General features: G+C 73.0%; 21 protein-coding genes. 16 read left to right on the top strand and 5 right to left on the bottom strand.

What is annotated here, in order from left to right:
- Positions 1-112 precede the first annotated feature (112 nt).
- Together ACGFI2_RS28620 and dusB are read left to right on the top strand one after the other, a co-directional pair.
- On the top strand, positions 113-1492 hold the full coding sequence (locus tag ACGFI2_RS28620) for a glycine--tRNA ligase (RefSeq protein WP_393522719.1): 1380 nt from the start codon (positions 113-115) through the stop codon (positions 1490-1492).
- Between the two features lie 256 nt (positions 1493-1748).
- Positions 1749-2897 (top strand): tRNA dihydrouridine synthase DusB, encoded by a 1149-nt coding sequence (gene dusB / locus ACGFI2_RS28615; RefSeq protein WP_393522717.1) that lies wholly within the window; start codon positions 1749-1751, stop codon positions 2895-2897.
- A 59-nt stretch (positions 2898-2956) separates the two neighbouring features.
- Here dusB and ACGFI2_RS28610 read toward each other — a convergent pair whose 3' ends face one another.
- Positions 2957-3613, bottom strand: coding sequence for a C39 family peptidase (locus ACGFI2_RS28610; protein ID WP_393522714.1), 657 nt, complete (start codon positions 3611-3613; stop codon positions 2957-2959).
- A gap of 543 nt (positions 3614-4156) precedes the next feature.
- On the opposite strand from ACGFI2_RS28610, the gene ACGFI2_RS28605 reads away from it, so the two are divergent.
- A complete protein-coding gene (locus ACGFI2_RS28605; RefSeq protein ID WP_393522712.1) occupies positions 4157-4966 on the top strand; it encodes a helix-turn-helix domain-containing protein in 810 nt (269 codons plus the stop codon).
- A 28-nt stretch (positions 4967-4994) separates the two neighbouring features.
- Here the strand turns inward: ACGFI2_RS28605 and ACGFI2_RS28600 are convergent, their stop codons facing one another.
- The gene (locus ACGFI2_RS28600; RefSeq protein ID WP_393522710.1) at positions 4995-5630 is read right to left on the bottom strand and encodes a TetR/AcrR family transcriptional regulator; all 636 of its coding nucleotides are present in this window, start codon (positions 5628-5630) and stop codon (positions 4995-4997) included.
- Between the two features lie 53 nt (positions 5631-5683).
- Here ACGFI2_RS28600 and ACGFI2_RS28595 point away from each other — a divergent pair, with 53 nt between their 5' ends.
- From ACGFI2_RS28595 to ACGFI2_RS28585, 3 genes are read left to right on the top strand one after another with little or no spacing between them, the layout of a single operon-like run.
- Positions 5684-5983 (top strand): hypothetical protein, encoded by a 300-nt coding sequence (locus ACGFI2_RS28595; protein WP_393522707.1) that lies wholly within the window; start codon positions 5684-5686, stop codon positions 5981-5983.
- Positions 5983-6846 (top strand): methyltransferase domain-containing protein, encoded by an 864-nt coding sequence (locus tag ACGFI2_RS28590; protein ID WP_393522705.1) that lies wholly within the window; start codon positions 5983-5985, stop codon positions 6844-6846. The genes ACGFI2_RS28595 and ACGFI2_RS28590 overlap by 1 nt, the downstream gene beginning before the upstream one ends.
- Before the next feature lie 44 nt (positions 6847-6890).
- Positions 6891-7307: a hypothetical protein gene (locus tag ACGFI2_RS28585; RefSeq protein ID WP_393522702.1), complete on the top strand. Its 417-nt coding sequence runs from the start codon at positions 6891-6893 to the stop codon at positions 7305-7307.
- A gap of 22 nt (positions 7308-7329) precedes the next feature.
- Here the strand turns inward: ACGFI2_RS28585 and ACGFI2_RS28580 are convergent, their stop codons facing one another.
- Complete coding sequence (locus ACGFI2_RS28580; RefSeq protein WP_393522700.1) at positions 7330-9090, bottom strand: beta-N-acetylhexosaminidase; 1761 nt, start codon at positions 9088-9090, stop codon at positions 7330-7332.
- Between the two features lie 311 nt (positions 9091-9401).
- Between ACGFI2_RS28580 and ppdK the strand changes: the two genes are divergently transcribed.
- From ppdK to ACGFI2_RS28530, 10 genes are all read left to right on the top strand, one after another.
- Positions 9402-12113, top strand: a complete 2712-nt coding sequence (ppdK, locus tag ACGFI2_RS28575; RefSeq protein ID WP_393522697.1) for a pyruvate, phosphate dikinase — start codon at positions 9402-9404, stop codon at positions 12111-12113.
- Between the two features lie 111 nt (positions 12114-12224).
- Complete coding sequence (locus ACGFI2_RS28570) at positions 12225-12578, top strand: VOC family protein (RefSeq protein ID WP_393522694.1); 354 nt, start codon at positions 12225-12227, stop codon at positions 12576-12578.
- Positions 12579-12664: 86 nt separating this feature from the next.
- Positions 12665-13897 (top strand): deoxyguanosinetriphosphate triphosphohydrolase, encoded by a 1233-nt coding sequence (locus tag ACGFI2_RS28565; protein ID WP_393522691.1) that lies wholly within the window; start codon positions 12665-12667, stop codon positions 13895-13897.
- A 49-nt stretch (positions 13898-13946) separates the two neighbouring features.
- The gene (locus ACGFI2_RS28560) at positions 13947-14783 is read left to right on the top strand and encodes a siderophore-interacting protein (protein WP_393522688.1); all 837 of its coding nucleotides are present in this window, start codon (positions 13947-13949) and stop codon (positions 14781-14783) included.
- A gap of 146 nt (positions 14784-14929) precedes the next feature.
- Complete coding sequence (locus ACGFI2_RS28555; RefSeq protein WP_393522686.1) at positions 14930-16564, top strand: BCCT family transporter; 1635 nt, start codon at positions 14930-14932, stop codon at positions 16562-16564.
- 128 nt (positions 16565-16692) lie between these two features.
- Positions 16693-17583, top strand: a complete 891-nt coding sequence (locus tag ACGFI2_RS28550; RefSeq protein WP_393522775.1) for an ABC transporter ATP-binding protein — start codon at positions 16693-16695, stop codon at positions 17581-17583.
- Positions 17580-18431, top strand: coding sequence for an ABC transporter permease (locus ACGFI2_RS28545; RefSeq protein ID WP_393522683.1), 852 nt, complete (start codon positions 17580-17582; stop codon positions 18429-18431). Before ACGFI2_RS28550 ends, ACGFI2_RS28545 begins: the two co-directional genes overlap by 4 nt.
- 10 nt (positions 18432-18441) lie before the next feature.
- On the top strand, positions 18442-18693 hold the full coding sequence (locus ACGFI2_RS28540; protein WP_091071236.1) for a helix-turn-helix transcriptional regulator: 252 nt from the start codon (positions 18442-18444) through the stop codon (positions 18691-18693).
- Between the two features lie 72 nt (positions 18694-18765).
- Entirely contained in the window at positions 18766-20658 is a 1893-nt protein-coding gene (dnaG, locus tag ACGFI2_RS28535; RefSeq protein ID WP_393522679.1) for a DNA primase, read from the top strand.
- Complete coding sequence (locus ACGFI2_RS28530; RefSeq protein ID WP_393522676.1) at positions 20658-21194, top strand: hypothetical protein; 537 nt, start codon at positions 20658-20660, stop codon at positions 21192-21194. Before dnaG ends, ACGFI2_RS28530 begins: the two co-directional genes overlap by 1 nt.
- Before the next feature lie 152 nt (positions 21195-21346).
- Here ACGFI2_RS28530 and ACGFI2_RS28525 read toward each other — a convergent pair whose 3' ends face one another.
- Complete coding sequence (locus ACGFI2_RS28525) at positions 21347-21781, bottom strand: type II toxin-antitoxin system VapC family toxin (protein WP_393522773.1); 435 nt, start codon at positions 21779-21781, stop codon at positions 21347-21349.
- A complete protein-coding gene (locus ACGFI2_RS28520) occupies positions 21781-22026 on the bottom strand; it encodes an Arc family DNA-binding protein (protein WP_393522673.1) in 246 nt (81 codons plus the stop codon). The genes ACGFI2_RS28525 and ACGFI2_RS28520 overlap by 1 nt, the downstream gene beginning before the upstream one ends.
- Positions 22027-22108: the final 82 nt, after the last annotated feature.

Here is a 22108-nt window from a genome sequence, read left to right as displayed (position 1 = left end):
CGGGCCCCCGGTATTCTGCTGGGCTCGGGGCCGAGGCGGTCGTACCGTTGTCCCGAACAGCCCGAACCATCCATCTCAACCGCGCCGACCGCCAGCCGGCGTAGGAGGAAACATGCCAGCCGACCGTATCGACGCCGTCGTCAGCCTCGCCAAGCGCCGGGGCTTCGTCTTCCCCTCCAGCGAGATCTACGGGGGCACCCGGTCGGCGTGGGACTACGGTCCGCTCGGCGTCGAGCTGAAGGAGAACGTCCGCCGGCAGTGGTGGAAGACCATGGTCCAGCAGCGTGACGACGTCGTCGGCCTCGACTCCGCGGTCATCCTGGCCCGCAAGGTCTGGGAGGCCAGCGGTCACATCGCCGAGTTCGTCGACCCGCTGACCGAGTGCCAGTCCTGCCACAAGCGGTTCCGCGCCGACCACCTGGAAGAGGCGTACGAGGCCAAGCACGGCAAGCCGCTCACCTCGCTGACGGAGCTGAACTGCCCCAACTGCGGCAACAAGGGCACCTTCACCGAGCCGAAGATGTTCAACGGCCTGATGAAGACCTACCTGGGCCCGGTGGAGAGCGACGAGGGCATGCACTACCTGCGCCCGGAGACCGCCCAGGGCATCTTCGTCAACTACAAGAACGTGGAGACGGTCGCCCGCAAGAAGCCGCCGTTCGGCATCGCGCAGACCGGCAAGTCGTTCCGCAACGAGATCACCCCGGGCAACTTCATCTTCCGTACGCGTGAGTTCGAGCAGATGGAGATGGAGTTCTTCGTCGAGCCGGGCACCGACGAGCAGTGGCACGAATACTGGCTCTCCGAGCGCTGGAACTGGTATCTCGACCTCGGCCTGTCCGAGGAGAACCTGCGCTTCTACGAGCACCCCAAGGAGAAGCTCTCCCACTACTCGAAGCGCACCGTCGACATCGAGTACAAGTTCCAGTTCGGCGGCACCGAGTTCGCCGAGCTGGAGGGCATCGCCAACCGCACCGACTTCGACCTGTCCACGCACAGCAAGCACTCCGGCGTCGACCTGTCGTACTTCGACCAGGCCAAGGGCGAGCGCTGGATGCCGTACGTGATCGAGCCGGCCGCCGGCCTCACCCGCGCGGTGCTGGCGTTCCTGCTGGAGGCGTACGACGAGGACGAGGCGCCGAACACCAAGGGCGGCGTGGACAAGCGCACCGTCATGCGCTTCGACCCGCGGCTGGCCCCGGTCAAGGTGGCGGTGCTGCCGCTGTCCCGCAACGAGGCGCTCTCGCCCAAGGCCAAGCAGCTCGCCGCCGACCTGCGCAAGCGCTGGGTGGTCGAGTTCGACGACTCGCAGGCCATCGGCCGCCGCTACCGCCGGCAGGACGAGATCGGCACCCCGTTCTGCGTCACGGTCGACTTCGACACGCTCGACGACAACGCGGTGACCGTCCGGAACCGGGACACCATGGCCCAGGAGCGCGTCGCCCTGGACCAGGTGGAGCGCTACCTGATCGAGCGCCTTCCCGGCTGCTGAGCAGGTAAGCAGGGGCCCCTTCTTGACCTCTCCGGTCGAGAAGGGGCCCCTTCTCACACCCGTCACGAGGGCGGCTCGGCGCGTACGTCGAGGGTGGCGGCGAGGCCGCGCCGCGACTCGTACGCCTCCTCGACCGTCCGCCGCACCAGCGCCGGGCCCCCGGCCACCCGGCCTGATCTGTGATATGCGCCGTGTCAACAGGGGGCCCCGCCTATGCAGAAGGCGTTGACAGGGGGCCCCTCCTTACACTTGGGCGGTGGATGCGCTGAAGATCGGGCCGCACGAGGTGTGGCCGCCGGTGGTGCTCGCGCCGATGGCCGGGATCACCAACGTCGGCTTCCGGCGACTCTGCCGCGAGCAGGGCGGCGGCATCTACGTCTGCGAGATGATCACCACTCGGGCGCTTGTCGAGCGGAACCCGAAGACGTTGCGCATGATCGCGTTCGGCGCCGAGGAGCACCCCCGCAGCCTCCAGCTCTACGGCACCGACCCGGAGATCACCGCCGCCGCCGTGCGGATCGTGGTCGAGCGGGACCTCGCCGACCACATCGACCTGAACTTCGGCTGCCCGGTCCCCAAGGTCACCCGCCGGGGCGGCGGCTCGGCGCTGCCGTGGCGGCGTCGGCTCTTCGCCCGGCTGGTCCGGGCCGCGGTGGACGCCGCGTCACCGGCCGGGGTGCCGGTCACGGTCAAGATGCGCAAGGGCATCGACGACGACCACCTGACGTACGTCGAGGCCGGGCTGGCCGCCCAGGACGCGGGCGTCGCGGCGGTCGCCCTGCACGGGCGTACGGCGGCGCAGCGCTACTCGGGCACCGCCGACTGGGATGCCATCGCCACGCTCAAGGCGGCCCTCGACGTGCCGGTGCTCGGCAACGGCGACATCTGGGAGGGCGAGGACGCGCTCCGGATGGTCGCCCACACCGGGGTGGACGGCGTGGTGGTGGGGCGCGGCTGCCTGGGCCGGCCGTGGCTCTTCGCCGACCTGGAGGCCGCGTTCGACGGTCGCACCGATCGGCGGCTGCCCACCCTCGGCGAGGTGGCGGCGACCATGCGGCGGCATGCCGAGTTGCTGGTGGAACAGTTCGTGGCCGGGGCCCGCAATCCGGCCCGGGGCGAGCGGGACGGCTGCACCGACTTCCGCAAGCACGTGGCCTGGTACCTGAAGGGTTTCCCGATCGGCAGCGAACTGCGTCGCGCGCTCGCCATGATCGACAGCCTGGCCCAGCTCGACGACCTGCTCGGCAAGCTCGATCCGGCCGTGCCGTTTCCGGTCGAGACGCTCGGCCAGCCGCGGGGCCGCACCAACTCCCCGGGCAAGGTCTTCCTGCCCGACGGCTGGCTGGCCAGCCGCGACGACGACACCCCGCCGGACGGCGCCGAGCTGGACGACTCGGGCGGCTGATCGGGGTAACGCGAAAGGGCCCGACCCCTCGCGGGGGTCGGGCCCTTTGTCGCTCCGGGTCAGGAGGTGCTGTAGCCGCGGGTGGCGATCCAGTCGGCCAGGTCGTCGACGCTCATCCGGTAGGAGGCCATGTTCGGGTCGGCGCTGTCGGCGATGGTCACGACCTTGCCGTCGTCGCGGTAGCCGATGACGCTGATGTAGTGCCCGCCCTCGAAGGAGTGGGTGTTGCCGTCGGTGTCGGTGGCGGTGCCGGCGATGTTGGCCACGACCGCCCGACCGTTGTCGACGGTCTTGACGATGTCGGCGCGCAGCTTCTCGGTCTGCTTCTCATCCGCCGTCGAGCTGCGGATCTCGACCGAGCGGTAGGCGTCCTTGGCGCCGGTCTCCTTGTTCAGCACCGGGGTGATGTCGTTGATCGAGTTGGTGCCGGACTCGGTGGTGCCCATCTCCTTGGCCATCGCGGCCACGTCGATGTTCTTGCCCTGCACGCTGAGCGCGTTGCGGGCCGCGGCCGGGCCGCAGAAGTAGAAGTTGGGCTGCGCCTCGTAGCGCACGCCCAGCTCGCGCTCGCCGGGCCCGCGCCGGTCGGCCTGGACCTGGACGGCGCGCTCGGCCGGGGTGGCCTGGGCGGCGATGGCGGGGCCGGCGATGCCACCGGCGGTGGCGGCGATACCGGCGACGGTCAGTGCGGTCTTGCGGATCAGATCGGTACGCATGATGCGACTCCTCTGCGTTCGGGGTGTGCGGCACGGGGTGCCGCGGGGGTGGTCTGCGCCGGCCGGCGGTCGGCGGTGGCGACCTGCTCGGCGGCTCGGGGGTGTAACCACCGGGCGGGGTCCGGCATTCCGGGGCCGGCGCTCCGCGGCGGGCTCCCGGGGGGTGAGCCATGTTCAACGCCCGGGGGTGGGGAGGGATTCCGGTCGGGCCACATCGGCGAGGCCGACCGATCGGGACGCGGCGGACATCCCTCGCGTCCAGGCGCCGCGCGCCACGCTCGAGCCCGACGAAACCTGACGAACACCCCGATCCGGTACGGAGCAGCCGGTTTCCGACTCCCGGGCGATCATGAAGTTGACGGCTTGCGGGCGTGTCGATTACCCGGCAGGTAAGGCGCGGACCCGGCGATCCTTGGCCGCCGGCGTTACCCGGGGGGTGATCGACACGACGGCGCCGTACCGGGCAGGGTGGTGTCGACGACCCAGCACGGGAGACGGGGAACCGATGTCCACGTACCGCGCCCCGGCGCCGCCGGACCTGCCGTGACCGCCGCGACGCACCCGGCCGGCGCCGCCTCCGCCGGCGAGTCCCTGCGCCGGTGGCGGGAGCTGCGCCGGCTCAGCCAACTGGAGCTGTCCATCCGGGCGGAGGTCTCGACCCGGCACCTGAGCTTCGTCGAGACCGGGCGCTCCCGGCCCAGCCGGGAGATGGTGCTGCGGCTGGCCGATCCGCTCGACCTGCCGTTGCGCGAACGCAACCGGCTGTTGCTGGCGGCCGGCTACGCCCCGGCGTACCCGGAGACGCCGCTGGCCGCGCCGCGGCTGGCCGCGGTCCGCGCGGCGGTCCGCCGGGTGCTGGCCGGGCACGAGCCCTACCCGGCGGCCGTGATCGACCGGGGGTGGCATCTGGTGGACGCCAACGACAGCCTGACGGTGCTCACCGAGCGGGTGGCGCCCGGCCTGCTGGCCGGCCGGGTGAACGTGCTGCGGGTCAGCCTGCACCCGGAGGGCCTGGCCCCGCACATCGTCAACCTCGCCGAGTGGCGGGGGCACCTGCTGCACCGGCTGAATCGGCAGGTGGAGCTGACCGGCGACGAGGAACTTGCGGCGCTGGAGGAGGAGCTGCGCGGCTATCCGGGCGACGGCCGGGACCGGTCCGCGGAACCGTCCGGCCCGGACGAGATCATGGTGCCGCTCCGGCTGCGGCACGACGGCGGGGAGCTGTGCTTCCTCAGCACCGTCGCGACCTTCGGCACGCCGCTGGACGTCACGGTGGCGGAGCTGTCCATCGAGTCGTTCTACCCGGCCGACGAGCGGACCGCCGCCGTGCTCCGGGAACGCGCCCGGAGCTGACGGCGCCGGCGTGTCACGCCGGGGCGGCTCAGGCCAGCACGGCGGCGGCGACGGTGTCGACGTACCAGCGTTCGTACCGCTCGACCGGCCAGCCGCGTTGCCGCACCAGCCAGTCGTAGTTGCGGAAGTCCATCGCCAGCCACAGCACGTCGGCGACGCTGTCGACGTCGTGGTCGGGGCGCACCGAGCCGGTGGCGACGAGTTCGCCGGCGAACATCGCCATGCCCCGCCGGCGTTCCTCGACGTTCTTGCGCCAGATGGCGGCCGCGTCGGGGTCGGCGCTGGCGGCGCCGGTGAGGGCGATCATCATGTCGACCTGCCGGGCCTGGATCGCGCTGAGGTGCCGGGCGTAGCGGCCCAGCTTCGCCCGGGCGTCGGGCAGCGCCCGGATCTCCGCGACGAACGGCCGGTCGGGCAGCGCGGTCGATTCGTCGTCGCCGGCGATTGTCACGTCGACGAGCGCGGAGAGCAGGTGCCGCTTGTTACCGAAGACCGCGTACACGGTCTGGACGGCCACGCCGGCCTCGGCGGCGACCGCGGTCAGCGGGGTGGCCGCGTAGCCCGGGTCGACGAACAGCTTGCCGGCCGCGTCGAGGATCGCCCGCCGAGTCTGTCGGGCCTGCTCCTGGCGTCTTGTCGACTCGTACCTCCTCTTGACACCCACGGCGGGAGTGTAGTCCTCTATTGGATAGAGTCTTACTCTATCGGAAAGAGTTGATGATCATGCCATTCGGTGTCGTCCAGGAGATGCCCGGCGTCAGTGAGCGCGAATACCGGCTGGTCGAGCGGCATCTCGGCCCGGACCGTCCGCCGGGCCTGCTCGCCCACGTCGCCGGGCCGGTCGAGGGCGGCTGGCGCATCATCAACATCTGGCAGGACGAGGCCGCGTTCCGGCGCTTCCAGTCCGAGCGGCTCGTCCGCGCGGCCGGCCTGGCGGCTCAGGACGACGGGTTCGACGCGAGCAAGGCCGCTGGCTTCCGGTCCCTGACGGTCGACGGCACCGAGATGCCGTTCTGATGGCGGACCCGGTCGGCCTGCGGGCTCGCAACGCCACGTTCTGGACGGGGGCGGCGCCGGGCTGGGTACGCCACGCCGACCGCCAGGACCAGCTCGGTCGACCCCTCGGCGCGGTGGCGCTGGACTGGCTGCGCCCACTCCCGGGCGAGCGGATCCTCGACGTCGGTTGCGGCTGTGGCGGCACCACCGCCGACCTGGCGGCGGCGGTCGGTCCGGCCGGGGAGGCCGTCGGCCTCGACCTGTCCGCCGAGATGCTGGCCGCCGCCGGTGCGCGCTTCCCCCGCGACCGCCATCCCCACCTGCGGTTCGTGGCGGCCGACCTGGACGCCCTGGACGCCGTACCGGGCGCGCCGTTCGACGCGGTCCACTCCCGGATGGCCCTGATGCTGCTCGCCGACCCGGTCACCGCGTGCCGCACCCTGCGGCGGGCGCTGCGTCCCGGCGGCCGGCTGGCGGCGACCGTCTTCCGGGACGGTCGTACGACTCCGTGGCTGACCGCGGCGGTGCTCGGCGCCGCCCCGCACGTCGGGGCGCTGCCGCCGCTGCCGGTCGGCGACGAGCCGGGGCCGTTCGCGCTCGCCGACCCGGCGCGGGCCCGCCGGGTCCTGGCCGAGGCCGGGTTCGACGACGTCACCGTCGACGCCCACGACGTCACCCTGACCGCGCCCGACGACCCGGACACCGTCGCCGACTGGCTGATCGAGGTCGGCCCGGCCGGGGCCGCGTACCGGGCTGCCGGGCCGTCGCGACAGGCGGCGGCGCGGGCCGGGGTGGCCGCACTGCTCGCCCGGTTCCGCGAGCCCGGGACCGGCTACCGGCTGCCCGCCGGGCTCCTGCTGCTCACCGGACGGGCGCCGGCATGACGCCCGCTCCACCATCCCACCCACCACGTCAGGACGGTCAGCACATGGCATCGGTCAGGTACGCCGCGCTCGTCACCTCGATGGTCGCGCTCGGCATCGCATCGTTGGTCGGCTGCGCCGACGTCGACGACCCGTCCGGCGGCGTCGCGCCGAGCCGGATGGCAACACCGGACGCCACCGCGCCGAGCCCGACGGCCACCGAGGTGCCGTGCGACGCGGTCGCCGACACGGTCAGCCGGCACCTCCGGTCGGATCAGGTCCGGGCGGTGACCGTGGAGGGGCAGTGCACCACGGTCGTGGTCGCCACCACACTGGGCGACCGGGACGCCGACCCGGCCCGCCAGCTCTGCGACCGGGCGGGCGAGGTGGCCTACTCCGGCGACGTCAACTCGGTCCGGGTGCTCAGCGGGTCGGGCAGCGAGCTGGCCAACGGCATCACCGGGATGAGGTGCCTGACCTGACGTCGGCGGGTTCCTCCCGACCTCACCCCAGCGGCGCGCGGTCGTGCTCGGGCCGGTCGGCCGGGCCGCGCTGCGATGGTGGCGTCGCCGGCCAGGGGATCTCGGGGGCGGGGTGGAAGGTGATCCCGGCGGCGGTCCAGCGCGGGCCGTGGCCGGCGAGCCGCTCCCGGAACCCGACCCAGTCGTGCGTCGCGCGGGGCGACCAGCCCAGCTCGGCGATCGCGGGCAGGCGCGGGAAGAGCATGAACTCGACCTCGGCGCGGGTGGTGACCGACTCGGTCCACAGCGGCGCCTCCACGCCCAGCACGGCCTCGGCCGGTACGCCGTCGACGTGCGCGCCGGGGTCCCAGTCGTACGCCCGGCGCACGTCGACGAGACCGGCCCAGTCGTGCCCGATCGGGGTGTCCGGGGCGTACTTCATGTCCAGGTAGGCACGGTTGCCGGGGGAGAGGATGAGCCGGGCGCCCCGCCGTACCGCATCGGCCGTCTCGGGGTCGTCGCCGTTCGTGCCCCACCACTGGAGGACGCGCCCGTCGACGTGCCCGGCCGGGGCGAGCTGGTGCCAGCCGACGACCGTCTTCCCGGTGGCCGCGACCAGCGCCTGGGCCCGCTCGACGAAGGCGCGGTAGCTCTCGGCCGGCACCTTGAACGCCTCGTCGCCGCCGAGGTGCAGCCACGGGCCGGGGGTCAGCGCGGCCACCTCGCCGACGACGTCGGCGACGAAGGCGTACGTCCGCTCGTCGGCCGGGTCGAGGTAGCTGAACCCGACGTCGGTGCCGGTGTAGGGCGGCGGCGCGGTCTTGCCGGGCGCCAGTTCGGGGTACGCGACAAGCGCCGCGTTGGTGTGCCCCGGCAGGTCGATCTCGGGCACCACGGTCACGTGGCGGCGGGCGGCGTACGCGACGATCCGCCGGTAGTCGTCCCGGGTGTACCAGCCGCCCGGCGCGCCGCCGACCGCGGTGGCGCCGCCGACCTCGGCGAGCCGGGGCCAGGAGTCGACGGCGATCCGCCAGCCCTGGTCGTCGGTGAGGTGCAGGTGCAGGTGGTTGAGCTTGTAGCGGGCCAGGTGGTCGACCATGCGCAGCACGTCGTCGACGCCGAAGAAGTGCCGGGCGACGTCGAGCATGGCGCCCCGGTAGGCGAAGCGTGGCCGGTCGACGACGGTGCCGCCGGGAATCGCCCAGCGGTCCGTGACCGGGGCGGCGCTCTCGATCGCCGCCGGCAGGAGCTGCCGCAGCGTCTGCGCGCCGTGGAACAGCCCGGCCGGGGTGGCGGCGGTGATCCGGACGCCGTCGCCGGTGACGTCGAGACGGTAGCCCTCGTCGCCGGGCGTTTCGTCCCCGACGGGTCCGCCGTCGCCCGGGGAGCCGGCGACCGGCGCGCCGGGGGCGGCGTCGGCCGCCGACAGGGTGAGCGTCAACCGGCCGTCGGCCGCGTCGGCCGCGTCGGCCGTGTCGGTCACCGGGAGCGGGAAGCCGGTGGCCGGGCGCAGCCAGCCGGCGAGCTGATCGGCGACGTCCCGGCCGGCGGCGTCGACCCGGATCGCCGCGTCCGGCGGCAGCGTGAAGTCGCCCGTCGGGTCGGGCCGGACCTGCTCGGGCGCCGGCACCACGTCGCCGAGGCGGACCGGCGCGGGCGGGGCGAGCAGGTCGGCGGCCCGGCCGGCGGCGACGCGGGCCAGCTCGGCGGCGGTCGGCGACACGCCGGGCAGGCGGTCGGTCGACGTCGGGCGGGGGAGGGCCGGGTCCGGCCCGGTCTCGGGTGCGGCGGGGTTGGTCGGCACGGCGATGGCTCCGAGGGGTGTATTCGTGCGGGATATGGCAAAGGTCAGGTTCGGCGATATCCAGTGCCGTCAAGAGTACGAGGGGAATCGGAATTGCGTGATCCTGCGCGTGGAAGCGTTCCCAACAACCCGTACGGACGCGGGCAGTGGTGACTGTTGTGCCGATTGTCACCGAACGGTCCCAGGCCCCGCGAAGTTCGCTTAACCTTCGCCCACCGATCGCTGACGAGCCGGGATTACCGGTGGTCGCTCCCGGGGTATGTCCGAACTGAACCTTCGTTAAGTGTCAATGGCGCGCGTGGGAGGCTCTGGTGGCAGCGCAAGAGGAAACGGTCGAGCACAAGTACGTCTACGACTTCGCCGAGGGCAACAGGGACCTCAAGGACCTGCTGGGTGGCAAGGGCGCCAACCTGGCCGAGATGACCAACCTCGGCCTGCCCGTCCCACCGGGTTTCACCATCACCACCGAGGCGTGCCAGGCGTACCTGACGACCGGGCGCGAGCCGGACGGGCTGGCCGGGCAGATCGAGGCGCACCTGGAGGCCCTGGAACGCGAGATGGGCCGCCGGCTCGGCGACCCGGACGACCCGCTGCTGGTCTCGGTACGCTCCGGCGCCAAGTTCTCCATGCCCGGCATGATGGAGACCGTCCTCAACGTCGGCCTCAACGACCGCAGCGTCATCGGTCTGAGCAGCCAAGCTGGGGGGAACGACAGGTTCGCCTGGGACTCCTACCGCCGGCTGATCCAGATGTTCGGCAAGACCGTCTGCGAGGTGCCCGGCGAGGAGTTCGAGCACGCGCTCGACGAGGTCAAGCACGCCAAGGGCACGCACGACGACCTCGACCTGGACGCCGACGACCTGCGCGGGCTGGTCGACGCGTACAAGAAGATCTTCGCCAAGCACACCGGGCGCGAGTTCCCGCAGGAGCCGCGGGAGCAGCTCGACCTGGCCATCCGCGCGGTCTTCGAGTCGTGGAACGCGGAGCGGGCGGTGCTCTACCGCCGGCAGGAGCGCATCCCGGCCGACCTGGGCACCGCGGTCAACGTGGTCACCATGGTCTTCGGCAACCTCGGGCCCGACTCCGGCACCGGCGTCGCGTTCACCCGCGACCCGGGCAGCGGCGCGCAGGGCATCTACGGCGACTACCTGGCCAACGCCCAGGGCGAGGACGTGGTGGCCGGCATCCGCAACACCGTGCCGTTGCAGGAGCTGGAGCAGCTCGACAAGACCTCCTACGACGAGCTGCTCGGCATCATGGCCCGGCTGGAGGAGCACTACAAGGACCTCTGCGACATCGAGTTCACCATCGAGCGCGGCAAGCTCTGGATGCTGCAGACCCGGGTCGGCAAGCGCACCGCCGCCGCCGCGTTCGTCATCGCCGGCCAACTCGTCGACGAGGGCCTGATCGACCTGGACGAGGCGCTGCACCGGGTGAACGGTGCGCAGCTCGCCCAGTTGATGTTCCCGCGCTTCCAGCTCGACCACGAGTTCCAGCCGGTGGCCCGGGGCATCGGCGCGTCGCCGGGCGCCGCGTCCGGCAAGGTGGTCTTCACCTCGGCCCGCGCCGTCGAACTGGCCGCCGAGGGCGAGTCGGTGATCCTGGTCCGCCGGGAGACCAACCCGGACGACCTCAGCGGCATGATCGCGTCCAAGGGCATCCTCACCTCGCGCGGCGGTAAGACAAGCCACGCCGCCGTGGTGGCCCGCGGCATGGGCAAGACCTGCGTCTCCGGCGCCGACGAGATCGACGTGAACGTGCCAGCGAAGAAGTTCACCGTGGCCGGGCAGACCGTCAACGAGGGTGACGTGGTCTCCATCGACGGCACCACCGGCAAGGTCTACCTCGGCGAGGTGCCGGTCATGCCGTCCGAGGTGGTGCAGTACTTCGAGGGCAGCCTCGACCCGGAGCACATCGACAACCCGCTGGTCCGGGCCGTACACCGGATCATGACGCACGCCGACGCCACGCGGCGGCTGCTGGTCCGGACGAACGCCGACACCGGCGCGGACGCGGCCCGGGCTCGGCGCTTCGGCGCCGAGGGCATCGGCCTGTGCCGCACCGAGCACATGTTCCTCGGCGACCGCCGGGAACTGGTCGAGCGGCTCATCCTCGCCTCCGGCGCGCGGGAGCGGGAGGACGCGCTCGCCGCGCTGCTGCCGCTGCAGCGGGCCGACTTCGTGGAGATCTTCCGGGAGATGGACGGCCTGCCGGTCACCGTGCGGCTGATCGACCCGCCGCTGCACGAGTTCCTGCCCCCGCTGGAGCAGCTCGCGGTGAACGTCGCGGTCGCCCAGGAACGCGGCGAGGACGTGGCCAAGGAGGAGGCGCTGCTCTCCGCCGTGCGGCGGATGCACGAGGAGAACCCGATGCTGGGCCTGCGCGGGGTCCGGCTCGGCCTGGTCATCCCGGGCCTGTTCGCGATGCAGGTCCGCGCGATCGCCGAGGCCGCCGTCGCGGTCGCCCGGGACGGCGGTTCGGCCCGCCCGGAGATCATGGTGCCGCTGGTCGGCGCCGTGCAGGAGCTGGAGACGGTACGCGCCGAGGCCGAGAAGATCATCGCCGAGGTGGTCGGGGACAGCGGTGTCGACGTGCTGATCGGCACGATGATCGAGGTGCCCCGGGCGGCGCTCACCGCCGGGCAGATCGCCGAGGCGGCCGAGTTCTTCTCCTTCGGCACCAACGACCTGACCCAGATGGCCTGGGGCTTCTCCCGCGACGACGTGGAGGGCGCGTTCTTCTGGCGTTACCTGGAGCTGGGCATCTTCGGCATCTCGCCGTTCGAGTCGATCGACGCCGACGGCGTCGGCCGGCTGGTCCGGATCGCCGCCGAGGAGGGCCGGGCGGCCCGGCCCGGGCTGAAGCTCGGCGTCTGCGGCGAGCACGGCGGCGACCCGGACTCGGTGCACTTCTTCCACTCCGTCGGGCTGGACTACGTCTCCTGCTCGCCGTTCCGGGTGCCGGTGGCCCGGCTGGAGGCCGGCCGCGCGGCGATCACCACGACCGGCTCCGACTCACGCTGAACGCGGCCGGACGGGCCGCCGGTGACCGCCGGCGGCCCGCCTGGCGCGCCGATCGCGCCACCCCGGCGTAACCTGAGCTTCCGCCACGTGTTGATCAGAAGGGGTGGCCGCATGACCGCCGTCTGGGAGAACCTGGTAGTCGACGCCCGGGATCCGTCCCGGCTCGCCCGCTGGTGGGCCGAGGCGCTGGGCTATCAGGTGATCACCGACAAGCCGGACGAGGTGGAGATCCGCCGGACCCCCGACACGCTCCCCGGCCTGGTCTTCGTCCCGGTCTCCGAGCCGAAGCAGGGGAAGAACCGGCTGCACGTCGACCTGCGCCCGGCCGACCAGGAGGCCGAGGTGGAGCGGCTGGTCGACATGGGCGCGCGGCACGTCGACATCGGGCAGGGAGACGTGGAGTGGACCGTGCTGGCCGACCCGGAGGGCAACGAGTTCTGCGTCCTCCGGGAGCGCGAGGAGTGAGCCGGGCTTGCGAGCCCCGCAGTCGCGACCTCGGCCAGCCGCGCCAGCGCAAGGAGTGAGCCGGTCCCGCGCCCGGGAGGCCGAGGATGCACGCTGACGACGCGGCCCGGCTGGTCGCCGAGGCGCCCAAGGACACCGGGTACGGCCGGTCGCCGTTCGAACGCGACCGGGCCCGGGTGCTGCACTCGGCGGGGTTCCGCCGGCTCGCCGCGAAGACCCAGGTGCACGCCGCCGGCACCGACGACTTCCTGCGTACCCGGCTGACCCACTCGCTGGAGGTGGCGCAGATCGCCCGCGAGATGGGCGCCCGGCTCGGCTGCGACCCCGACGTGGTGGACACCGCCGGGCTCGCCCACGACCTGGGTCACCCGCCGTTCGGCCACAACGGCGAGTACGCCCTGGACGAGCTGGCCGCCGCCTGCGGCGGCTTCGAGGGCAACGCGCAGACGCTGCGGGTGCTCACCCGGCTGGAGGCGAAGGTGCTCACCCCGGACGGGCGGTCCGCCGGGCTGAACCTGACCCGGGCCGCGCTGGACGCGGTCGGCAAGTATCCGTGGCCGCGCCGGCCCGGCGAGCGCAAGTTCGGCGTGTACGCCGACGACCGCCCGGTCTTCGACTGGCTGCGCGCCGGCGCCCCGCCCGGCGTCCGGCGCTGCCTGGAGGCCCAGGTGATGGACTGGGCCGACGACGTGGCGTACTCGGTGCACGACGTCGAGGACGGCATCCACGGCGGGTACGTCGACCTGCGTCCGCTGCTGGCCGAGGAGGACGAGCGGCGGGCGCTCTGCGCCGACGTGGCGTCCGCCTACTCCGGTGAGGCGCCGGAGGATCTGGGTGAGGTACTGGCCGAGCTGCTCGCCGACCCGGTGCTCGCCCCGCTCGCCACGTACGACGGCAGCCACCGGTCCCTCGCCGCCCTGAAGGCCACCACCAGCGTGCTCACCGGGCGTTTCGTGTCCACCGTGGTGGCCGCCACCGAGGCGCGCCACGGTGCCGGCCCGCACCGCCGCTACGCCGCCGACCTGGTGGTGCCGCGCCGGATCCGGGCGCAGTGCGCGCTGCTCAAGGGCATCGCCCTGCGGTACGTGATGCGCCGCCCCGGTGCCCGGGGCCACTACGACCGGCAGCGGGAACTCCTCGCCGAGCTGGTCGCCGCGCTACTCGACCGTGCCCCGGACGCGCTCGACGAGGTCTTCTCCCCGCTCTGGCGGGACGCCCCGGACGACGCCGCCCGGCTGCGCGTGGTGATCGACCAGGTGGCCTCGCTCACCGATCCGGCCGCGCTGGCCTGGCACGCCCGGCTGGTGTCGCCGAGCTGACCGCCCGCCCCGGCGGGGTCGGCGCGCGACTGAGGGTAGCCTAATTCGCATGACGGAACGCCCGAAGAAGCTCACCGCCGCCACGGTCGTCCGGACCTCGTGGCCCACCCCGCACCTGATCCGGCTCGTGCTGGGCGGCGCGGAGCTGACCGGCCTGCCGGTGGGCGCGTACACCGACCACTACCTGAAGTTCGTCTTCCCGCCGGCCGGGGTGGCCTATCCGCACCCGACCGACCTGGCCACCATCAAGCGGGAGTTCCCGGCGGCGCAGTGGCCGCGGCTGCGGTCGTACACGGTGCGGGCCTGGGACGCGGCGGCCGGTGAGCTGACCGTCGACGTGGTCCACCACGGCGACGAGGGGCTGGCCGGTCCGTGGGCGGCGGCGCTGCGCCCCGGCGACCGGGTGCTGTTCTCCGGGCCCGGCGGCGCGTACGCGCCGGACCCGGCGGCGGACTGGCACCTGCTGGCCGGGGACGAGAGCGCGCTGCCGGCGATCGCCGCCGCCCTGGAACGACTGCCGGCCGGCGCGCCGGCCCGGGTCTACGTCGAGGTGGCGGGCCCCGCCGACGAGTTGCCGCTGGCCAGCGCCGGGGCGGTCGAGCTGCGTTGGCTGCACCGGGCCGGGCGCCCGGCCGGTGAGGCGCTGGTCGAGGCGGTCCGAGCGCTGGAGTTCCTGCCCGGCCGGGTGCACGCGTTCGTGCACGGCGAGGCCGGCGCGGTCAAGGAGCTGCGCCGTCTGCTGCGGGTGGAGCGCGGCGTGCCCCGGGGTGACCTGTCCATCTCCGGCTACTGGCGTCGCGGCCTGGACGACGAGGGCTGGCGCTCCACCAAGCCGGCGTGGAACGCCGAGGTCGAGGCCGAGGAGACCGCCGCCGCCGCGACCTGACCCGGTCCTTTTCGTCGATCTTGGAGCGGTGGTACCTCCGATACCGTTTCGAATCGGACATGCTGGGCGCCACAACTCAAAGATCTGCGGCGGGACCGGTGGGACGTTTCGTCCCGCGCCGGTCGAGGGCCGCTCAGGATGGGGCCATGGCGGAAGAGGCGGGGGAACGGGCCGCGACGCAGCCGGCCGACCGGGTGGTGCTCGGGCTCGGCGTGGCCGGGGTGCTGGCCGTGGTGGTCTGGGGTGTGTTCGCGCGCGGTTCCCTGGCGTCGTTCGGCGCGGCCGGGCTGGACTGGACGATCACCACGTTCGGTTGGTTCTTCGTGGTCGCGGCCGACGCCTTCCTGGTGCTGGCGGTGGTGCTGGCCGCGTCCCGGTTCGGCCGGATCCGGCTCGGTGCCGACGACGACGAGCCGGAGTTCGACGCGCTGGCCTGGATCGCCATGATGTTCAGCGCCGGCATGGGCATCGGCCTGGTCTTCTTCGCCGTCGCCGAGCCGATTCAGCACTACGCGGCGCCGCCGCCCGCCGCCGGCGTCGACCCGCAGACCGGCGCCGCCGCCGCGGCGGCCATGCAGTACACGCTGTTCCACTGGACGCTGCACCCGTGGGGCATCTACGCGATCGCGGGGTTGGCGCTGGCCTACTCGACGTTCCGCAAGGGGCGGGGCAACCGGATCTCGTCCGCGTTCGCGCCGCTGCTGGGCGCGCGGACGGACGGCCCGATCGGTCGCGCGATCGACCTGCTGGCCGTCTTCGCCACCGTGTTCGGCACGGCGACCAGCCTCGGTCTCGGCGCGCTCCAGGTGGCGGCCGGGCTGGACCTGGTGACCGGCGTCCCGGACAGCCGGGGCGTCGAGCTGATGATCATCGGGGCGCTCACCCTGGCGTTCGTGGTCTCGGCCTTCTCCGGCCTGCACCGCGGGGTGAAGTGGCTGTCCACCACAAACGTGCTGATCGCCGTCGTGCTGATGCTGTTCGTGTTCGTGGTCGGTCCCACGGTCTACACGCTTGAGGTGTTGCCGGCCGCGGTCGGTGACTACCTGAGTGGCCTGGTGCGGATGTCGACCCGGACCGGGGCGTTCTCCGACCCGGCCTGGCTGGGTTCGTGGACGATCTTCTACTGGGCGTGGTGGATCTCCTGGGCGCCGTTCGTGGGCACGTTCATCGCCCGCATCTCGCGGGGGCGTACGGTCCGGCAGTTCCTCGTCGGGGTGCTGCTGGTGCCCAGCGGCGCGAGCGCGGTCTGGTTCGCGGTGATGGGCGGCACCGCGCTGCGGACCCAGGCCACCGGCACCCGGGACCTGGTGGCGGACGTGGGCGCCGGCTCGGAGCAGGCGCTGTTCGGGTTGCTGGACGCGCTGCCGCTGGCCACGGTGACCAGCGTGCTGGCCATGGTGCTGATCGCGCTCTACTTCGTCACCAGCGCCGACTCCGCGTCCCTGGTGCTCGGCTCGCTGAGTTCGCGGGGCGCGTTGCGGCCGCATCGTGCGGTGGTGGTGCTCTGGGGCGTGCTGATCGGCGCGGTCGCGGCGGCGTTGCTGCTGGCCGGCGGCCTGGACGCGTTGCAGCAGGCCACCATCCTGGTCGCGCTGCCGTTCGTGGTGGTGATGCTGGGCCTGGCGGTGTCCCTGGTCCGGGAGATGGCCGCCGACCCGATGCTGCGTGTGGGCACCCGGCCGCGCCGGTCCGGCCTGGCTGCCGCGGTGCGCGCGGCCCGGTCGTACGAGGAGGAGGAGCCGCCGCCGGTCACCCGCTGGCTGCACCGCCCTCGCCGCTGAGTGGTCGTACCTCGATTTGTAGTAGGAGTGCTACATTCCGGGGTATGACTGCGACCGAGTCCCTGGATACCGTCGCGCCGACCGGACCACCCGACGAGGATCTGGTCCTCGACGTCCGCGACCTGCGCATGCGTTACGGCGCCGTCGACGTGCTGCACGGTGTCGACCTCACCGCCCGGCGGGGCGAGGTGGTGGCGCTGCTCGGGCCCAACGGCGCCGGCAAGACCACCACCATCGAGATCCTGGAGGGCTTCCGGCTGCCCTCGGCCGGCACCGTCCGGGTGCTCGGCGTCGACCCGGGCCGCGGCGACGAGCGGTGGCGGGCCCGGCTCGGCGTCGTGCTCCAGTCCTGGCGCGACCACGGCAAGTGGCGGGTGCGGGAGCTGCTCGCCCACCTCGGCGACTTCTACGCGCCGTACGCGACCGACCGGATCCCACGCCCGTGGCCGGTCGACGACCTGCTGGCCACGGTGGGGCTGACCGCGCACGCCGGCACCCGGGTGGCCCGGCTCTCCGGCGGGCAACGCCGCCGGCTCGACGTGGCGGTCGGCATCGTGGGCCGGCCCGAGCTGCTCTTCCTGGACGAGCCGACGGTCGGCTTCGACCCGGCCGCCCGGCGTGAGTTCCACGAGCTGGTGCACCGCCTCACCGACCTGGACGAGACCACCATCGTGCTGACCACCCACGACCTGGCCGAGGCGGAGAAGCTGGCCGACCGGATCCTCATCCTGGCCGGCGGCCGGATCATCGCCGAGGGCTCGCCCGACCAGTTGGCCCGCCGCGTCGCCGGGGACGCCGAGGTCCGCTGGACCCGCGACGGCGAGCGCTACGTGCACGCCACCGCCGACACCACCGGCTTCCTGCGCGACCTGCTCCGCGAGCACGGCGACCGGGTGCAGGAGCTGGAGGTGCGCCGGGCCAGCCTGGAGGACGCCTACCTGGCGCTGGTGCACGAGGAGGAGACCGGGATCCGCACCGGCCGGGCCGAGCGGGTGTGGCAGCAGGAGGGAAACCGATGAACCCGACCACCAACGTGCTCCGGGCCGGGGTGCGGCGCGGCCTGATCGAGCTGCGCGCCACGTTCACCAACGGCCAGGACCTGTGGAACTACTTCTTCCCCACGGTGGTGCTGCTGGTCGCCATGTTCTTCATGCGCGGCTCGACCGTGCCGGGCACCGACTTCTCCCTCGGCGCCCGCACCCTGCCCAGCGCGCTCGGCATGGGCCTGCTCTTCGGCGGGCTGCTCGGGCTGGCCCAGCAGCTCATCGTCGACCGGGAGGACGGCACGCTGCTGCGCGCCAAGGCGATCCCGAACGGCATGCTCGGCTACCTGGTCGGCAAGCTGGTGCTGATCTCGGCGATCTCGCTGATCGGCGTGGTCCTCCAGCTCGCGCCCGGCCTGTTCTTCCTGGACGGGCTGCGGCTCGGCGACCCGGGCGCCTGGCTCACCCTGGCCTGGGTGGTGCCGATCGGGCTGGTGGCGACGCTGCCGCTGGGCGCGGTGATCGGCTCGGTGATCGAGAACCCGCGCAACATGGGCCTGGTGGTCCTGCCGATCTTCGGGCTCATCGCGCTCTCCGGCATCTTCTACCCGATCAACGGCCTGCCCGGCTGGGTGCAGGGCGTCGCCCAGGTCTTCCCGCTCTACTGGCTAGGCTTGGGCATGCGCTCGGCGCTGCTCCCGGCCGACCTGGCGGCGGTCGAGCTCGGCGGCTCCTGGCGGCACCTGGAGACGCTCGGCGTGCTCGGCGCGTGGGCGGTGCTCGGGCTGGTGCTGGCCCCGGTGGTGCTGCGCCGGATGGCCCGCCGGGAGTCCGGCTCGCGGGTCGCGGCCCGGCGGGAGCGGGCGATGCAGCGGGTCGGATGAGAGGGCGTCGATGAGTGAGACCGTGCACAACCGGATCGCGGTGCTGCGCGCCGAACGGGGTGTCTCCCGCCGGCAGCTCGCCGACGCGCTCGGGGTGCACTACCAGACCGTCGGCTACCTGGAACGCGGTGAGTTCCGGCCCAGCCTGCACCTGGCGCTGCGCATCGCGGCCTACTTCGAGGTGCCGGTCGAGGTGGTCTTCTCCATCGAGCCGTTCCCCCGGATCGGCGACGCCGCGGCCGGGGCGGGCCGCTCGGCCTGAGCCGTGGGGACGGGCGGCGTCCGCCACACGCCCGTCCCCCCGGCCACCGGATCGTCGGTCCGGCAGGGCAGGATGTACGCCGAGGAGGTGGCGGCCATGGCGGGGCGGATCCGGGACGAGGACATCGCGCTGGTCCGCGAGCGCACCGCCATCGCGGACGTGATCTCCGAGGTGGTGACGCTCAAGTCGGCCGGTGGCGGCAACCTCAAGGGGCTCTGCCCGTTCCACGACGAGAAGAGCCCCTCGTTCAACGTCTCGCCCGCCCGCAACGTGTTCTACTGCTTCGGCTGCGGGGTCGGCGGCGACGCGATCAAGTTCCTGATGGACGCCGAGCACCTCGGGTTCGTCGAGTCGGTCGAGAGTCTCGCCGCCCGCGCCGGCATTCAACTGCGCTACGTCGAGGACGACCGGTCGACGCCGCGCGCCCGGCCGCAGCAGGGCCAGCGGCAGCGGCTGGTGGCCGCGCACGCCGCCGCCGTCGAGTTCTACCGCGCCCAGCTCACCACCGCCGGCGCCCGGCCGGCCCGGGAGTTCCTCGCCCGGCGCGGCTTCGACCGGGCCGCCGCCGAGCGCTACGGCTGCGGCTTCGCCCCGGACGGCTGGGACCTGCTCACCAAGCATCTGCGCCAGCAGGGCTTCAGCCACGACGAGCTGGTCACCGGCGGCCTGTCCCGCCCGGCCCGGTCGGGCTCGCTGATCGACCGGTTCCGCCGCCGGCTGATGTGGCCCATCCGGGACATCACCGGCGACGTGATCGGCTTCGGCGCCCGCAAGATCTTCGACGACGACGACGGTCCGAAATACCTCAACACCCCCGAGACGCCGATCTACAAGAAGTCGCACGTCCTCTACGGCATCGACCAGGCCAAGCGGGAGATCGCCAAGCAGGGCAAGGTGGTGGTGGTGGAGGGCTACACCGACGTGATGGCCTGCCACCTCGCCGACGTCCCGACCGCGGTGGCGACCTGCGGCACCGCGTTCGGCTCGGACCACATCTCGGTGCTGCGCCGGGTGCTCTTCGACAGCGACGAGCGGGCCGGCGAGATCATCTTCACGTTCGACGGCGACGCCGCCGGCCAGAAGGCCGCGCTGCGTGCCTTCGAGGACGACCAGCGCTTCGTCGGGCGCACGTTCATCGCGGTCAGCCCCGACAACATGGACCCGTGCGACCTGCGGCTGGCCAAGGGTGACCTGGCCGTCCGCGACCTGGTGGCCCGCCGCGAGCCGCTCGTCGACTTCGCGCTCCGGCACATGATCAACCGGTTCGACCTCGACACCGTGGACGGCCGGGTGGAGGCGATGCGCCGGGCCGCGCCGCTGGTCGCGAAGATCAAGGACCGGGAGAAGCGCCCGGAGTACGTCCGCAAGCTCGCCGGCGACCTCGGCATGGAGATCGAGCCGGTGCAGCGCGCCGTGCTGACCGCCGCCAACGGGGAGCCGGCCGCCGGCCGACCCGCGCCGACGCGTCCGGGCCCCGCCACGCCGGCCGTGGACAGCCCCCGGTCCATGGTGGAGCGGGAGGCGCTGAAGCTGGCGCTGCAGGAGCCGGTGCTGGCCGGCCCGATGTTCGACGCCGTCGAGGCCGCCGACTACCAGCACCCGGTGCACGCCGCGGTGCGCGTTGCCGTCGCCGCTGCCGGCGGCGCGGCCGGCGCCACCGGCGGCGCGGTCTGGATCGAACGGGTCCGTGACGCCTGCGACGACCTGGCCGGCCAGGCCCTGGTGGGCGAGCTGGCGGTGGAGCCGTTGCGCATCGACGGCGAGGTCGACCCGAGGTACGTCTCGGTCACCATGGCCCGGCTCCAGTGGAGCTCGGTCACCGGCCGGATCCGGGACCTCAAGTCGAAGATCCAGCGGATCAACCCGGTGAGCAACAAGGACGAATACTTCGCCCTGTTCGGGGAGCTGCTCTCGCTGGAACAACATGCGCGGGCACTGCGCGAGCAGGCCGCCGGAGGACTGTGATGGGGCTCTTCCGCCGCCGCCCGAAGCTGCCGCCGGCCGACCGGCCGTCGCTGGCCGCCGACGAGCGGGTGCTCGCCTGGGCCGCCGTCGGCAACGGCGAGGGCGACGGCGTGCTGGTCGCCAGCAACCGTGGGCTCTGGCTGCCCGGCCGCGGCGACCGCCTCGGGTGGCACGACGTCCTCAAGGCGGTGTGGTCCGGCCGCGAACTCACCGTGACCCCGGCCGAGCCGGTCGCCGAGCGCGACGGCTACCTCGTGGTCGCCGACGCCCCCGCCGAGTCGTACCTGCTGCTCGACCCGGGCGACCTGCCGCACCAGGTGCGGGCCCGGGTCACCGGCTCGGTGGCGTACACCGCGCACCACCCGGTGCCCGGCGGTGCCGGCCGGATCGCGGCCCGGCGGGTGTCCGGGGTCGACGGCCTGACCTGGACGGTGCGCTACGACCCGGGCACGTCGGTCGACGACGAGGCGGTGGCCGCCGAGACCGGCCGCCTGGTCGCCGAGGCCCGGGCCGCCACCCGGCCCGCCGACGTCTGACCCCGACCGGCTCCGGGTCCGAGCCCCGAGCGGAACCGGGGAACGTGTCAGGCGGTGGGCGCGGGGGCGGCGGTCTCGCCGGGCAGCTCGCCGGGCGGCCCGGTCACGAGTCAGCCCTACCTGCCGCCGCTCGATCTTCGGGCGCTGGCCGCTCAGCGCTCTCCGGTGGTCGTCTCCTGCCAGGGATCGACGACCTCGATGCCCGTGTCGGCGAAGTCCTTGCTGTTTCGGGTGGCGAGAGTGGCAACCTGGGCGCGACAGATGGCGGCGATCTGGGCGTCGAACCCGTCGATGGGACGGCCGAGCCGGTCCCGGCCGGCCACCACGTCGGCGTAGGCGCCGGCTGCCGCGAGGTCGAAGGGCAGCACCTGGCGAGGAAAGGCGGCGAAGATCTCGTTGGCGGCTTGTTGCAGGGAGTCCCGGCGTTGGCCGTCCGGTAGCCGCGCAATGCCGTAGCGGATCTCGGCGACAGTCACGGCTGTGGTGTGCAGGCCGGTGCCTGAGTTCTGCCGAAGCCAGGCCAGCACCACCGGGGCGGGTTCAGCCCGCATGAGTTCGGAGACGACGTTGGTGTCGAGAACGATCATCACTCGGGCAGACTCGCCGCGCGGGGTTGGGTGGAACGGGCGGGCAGGTCCAGCTCGACGCCACCGAGCCTGGTGAACCGGTCGGTCAGCGCGCTGAACAGGTCGGTTCCCGGTGCGTCCTCGGCAACGGCTGCGGTGAGGATGTCCCGGATCTCGGATTCCATGGACTTGCCGTGTTGCGCGGCGCGGATTCGCAACTTCTCTCGAACCGCGTCGTCCAGATCTCTGATGCTGAGGGCCGCCATCGTTTCCTCCCACAGGAGCCGATGAGAGCAATGCTAGCACCGGATAGCGCACGGCCATCGGCGGTCACGCAGCCGCCTCTGG

It is taken from the genome of Micromonospora sp. NPDC049282 (assembly GCF_043197045.1).
Classification (GTDB): Bacteria; Actinomycetota; Actinomycetes; order Mycobacteriales; family Micromonosporaceae; genus Micromonospora.
Note: the sequence above shows the minus strand (reverse complement) of the source record. Positions and strands in the feature narration are given on the sequence as shown.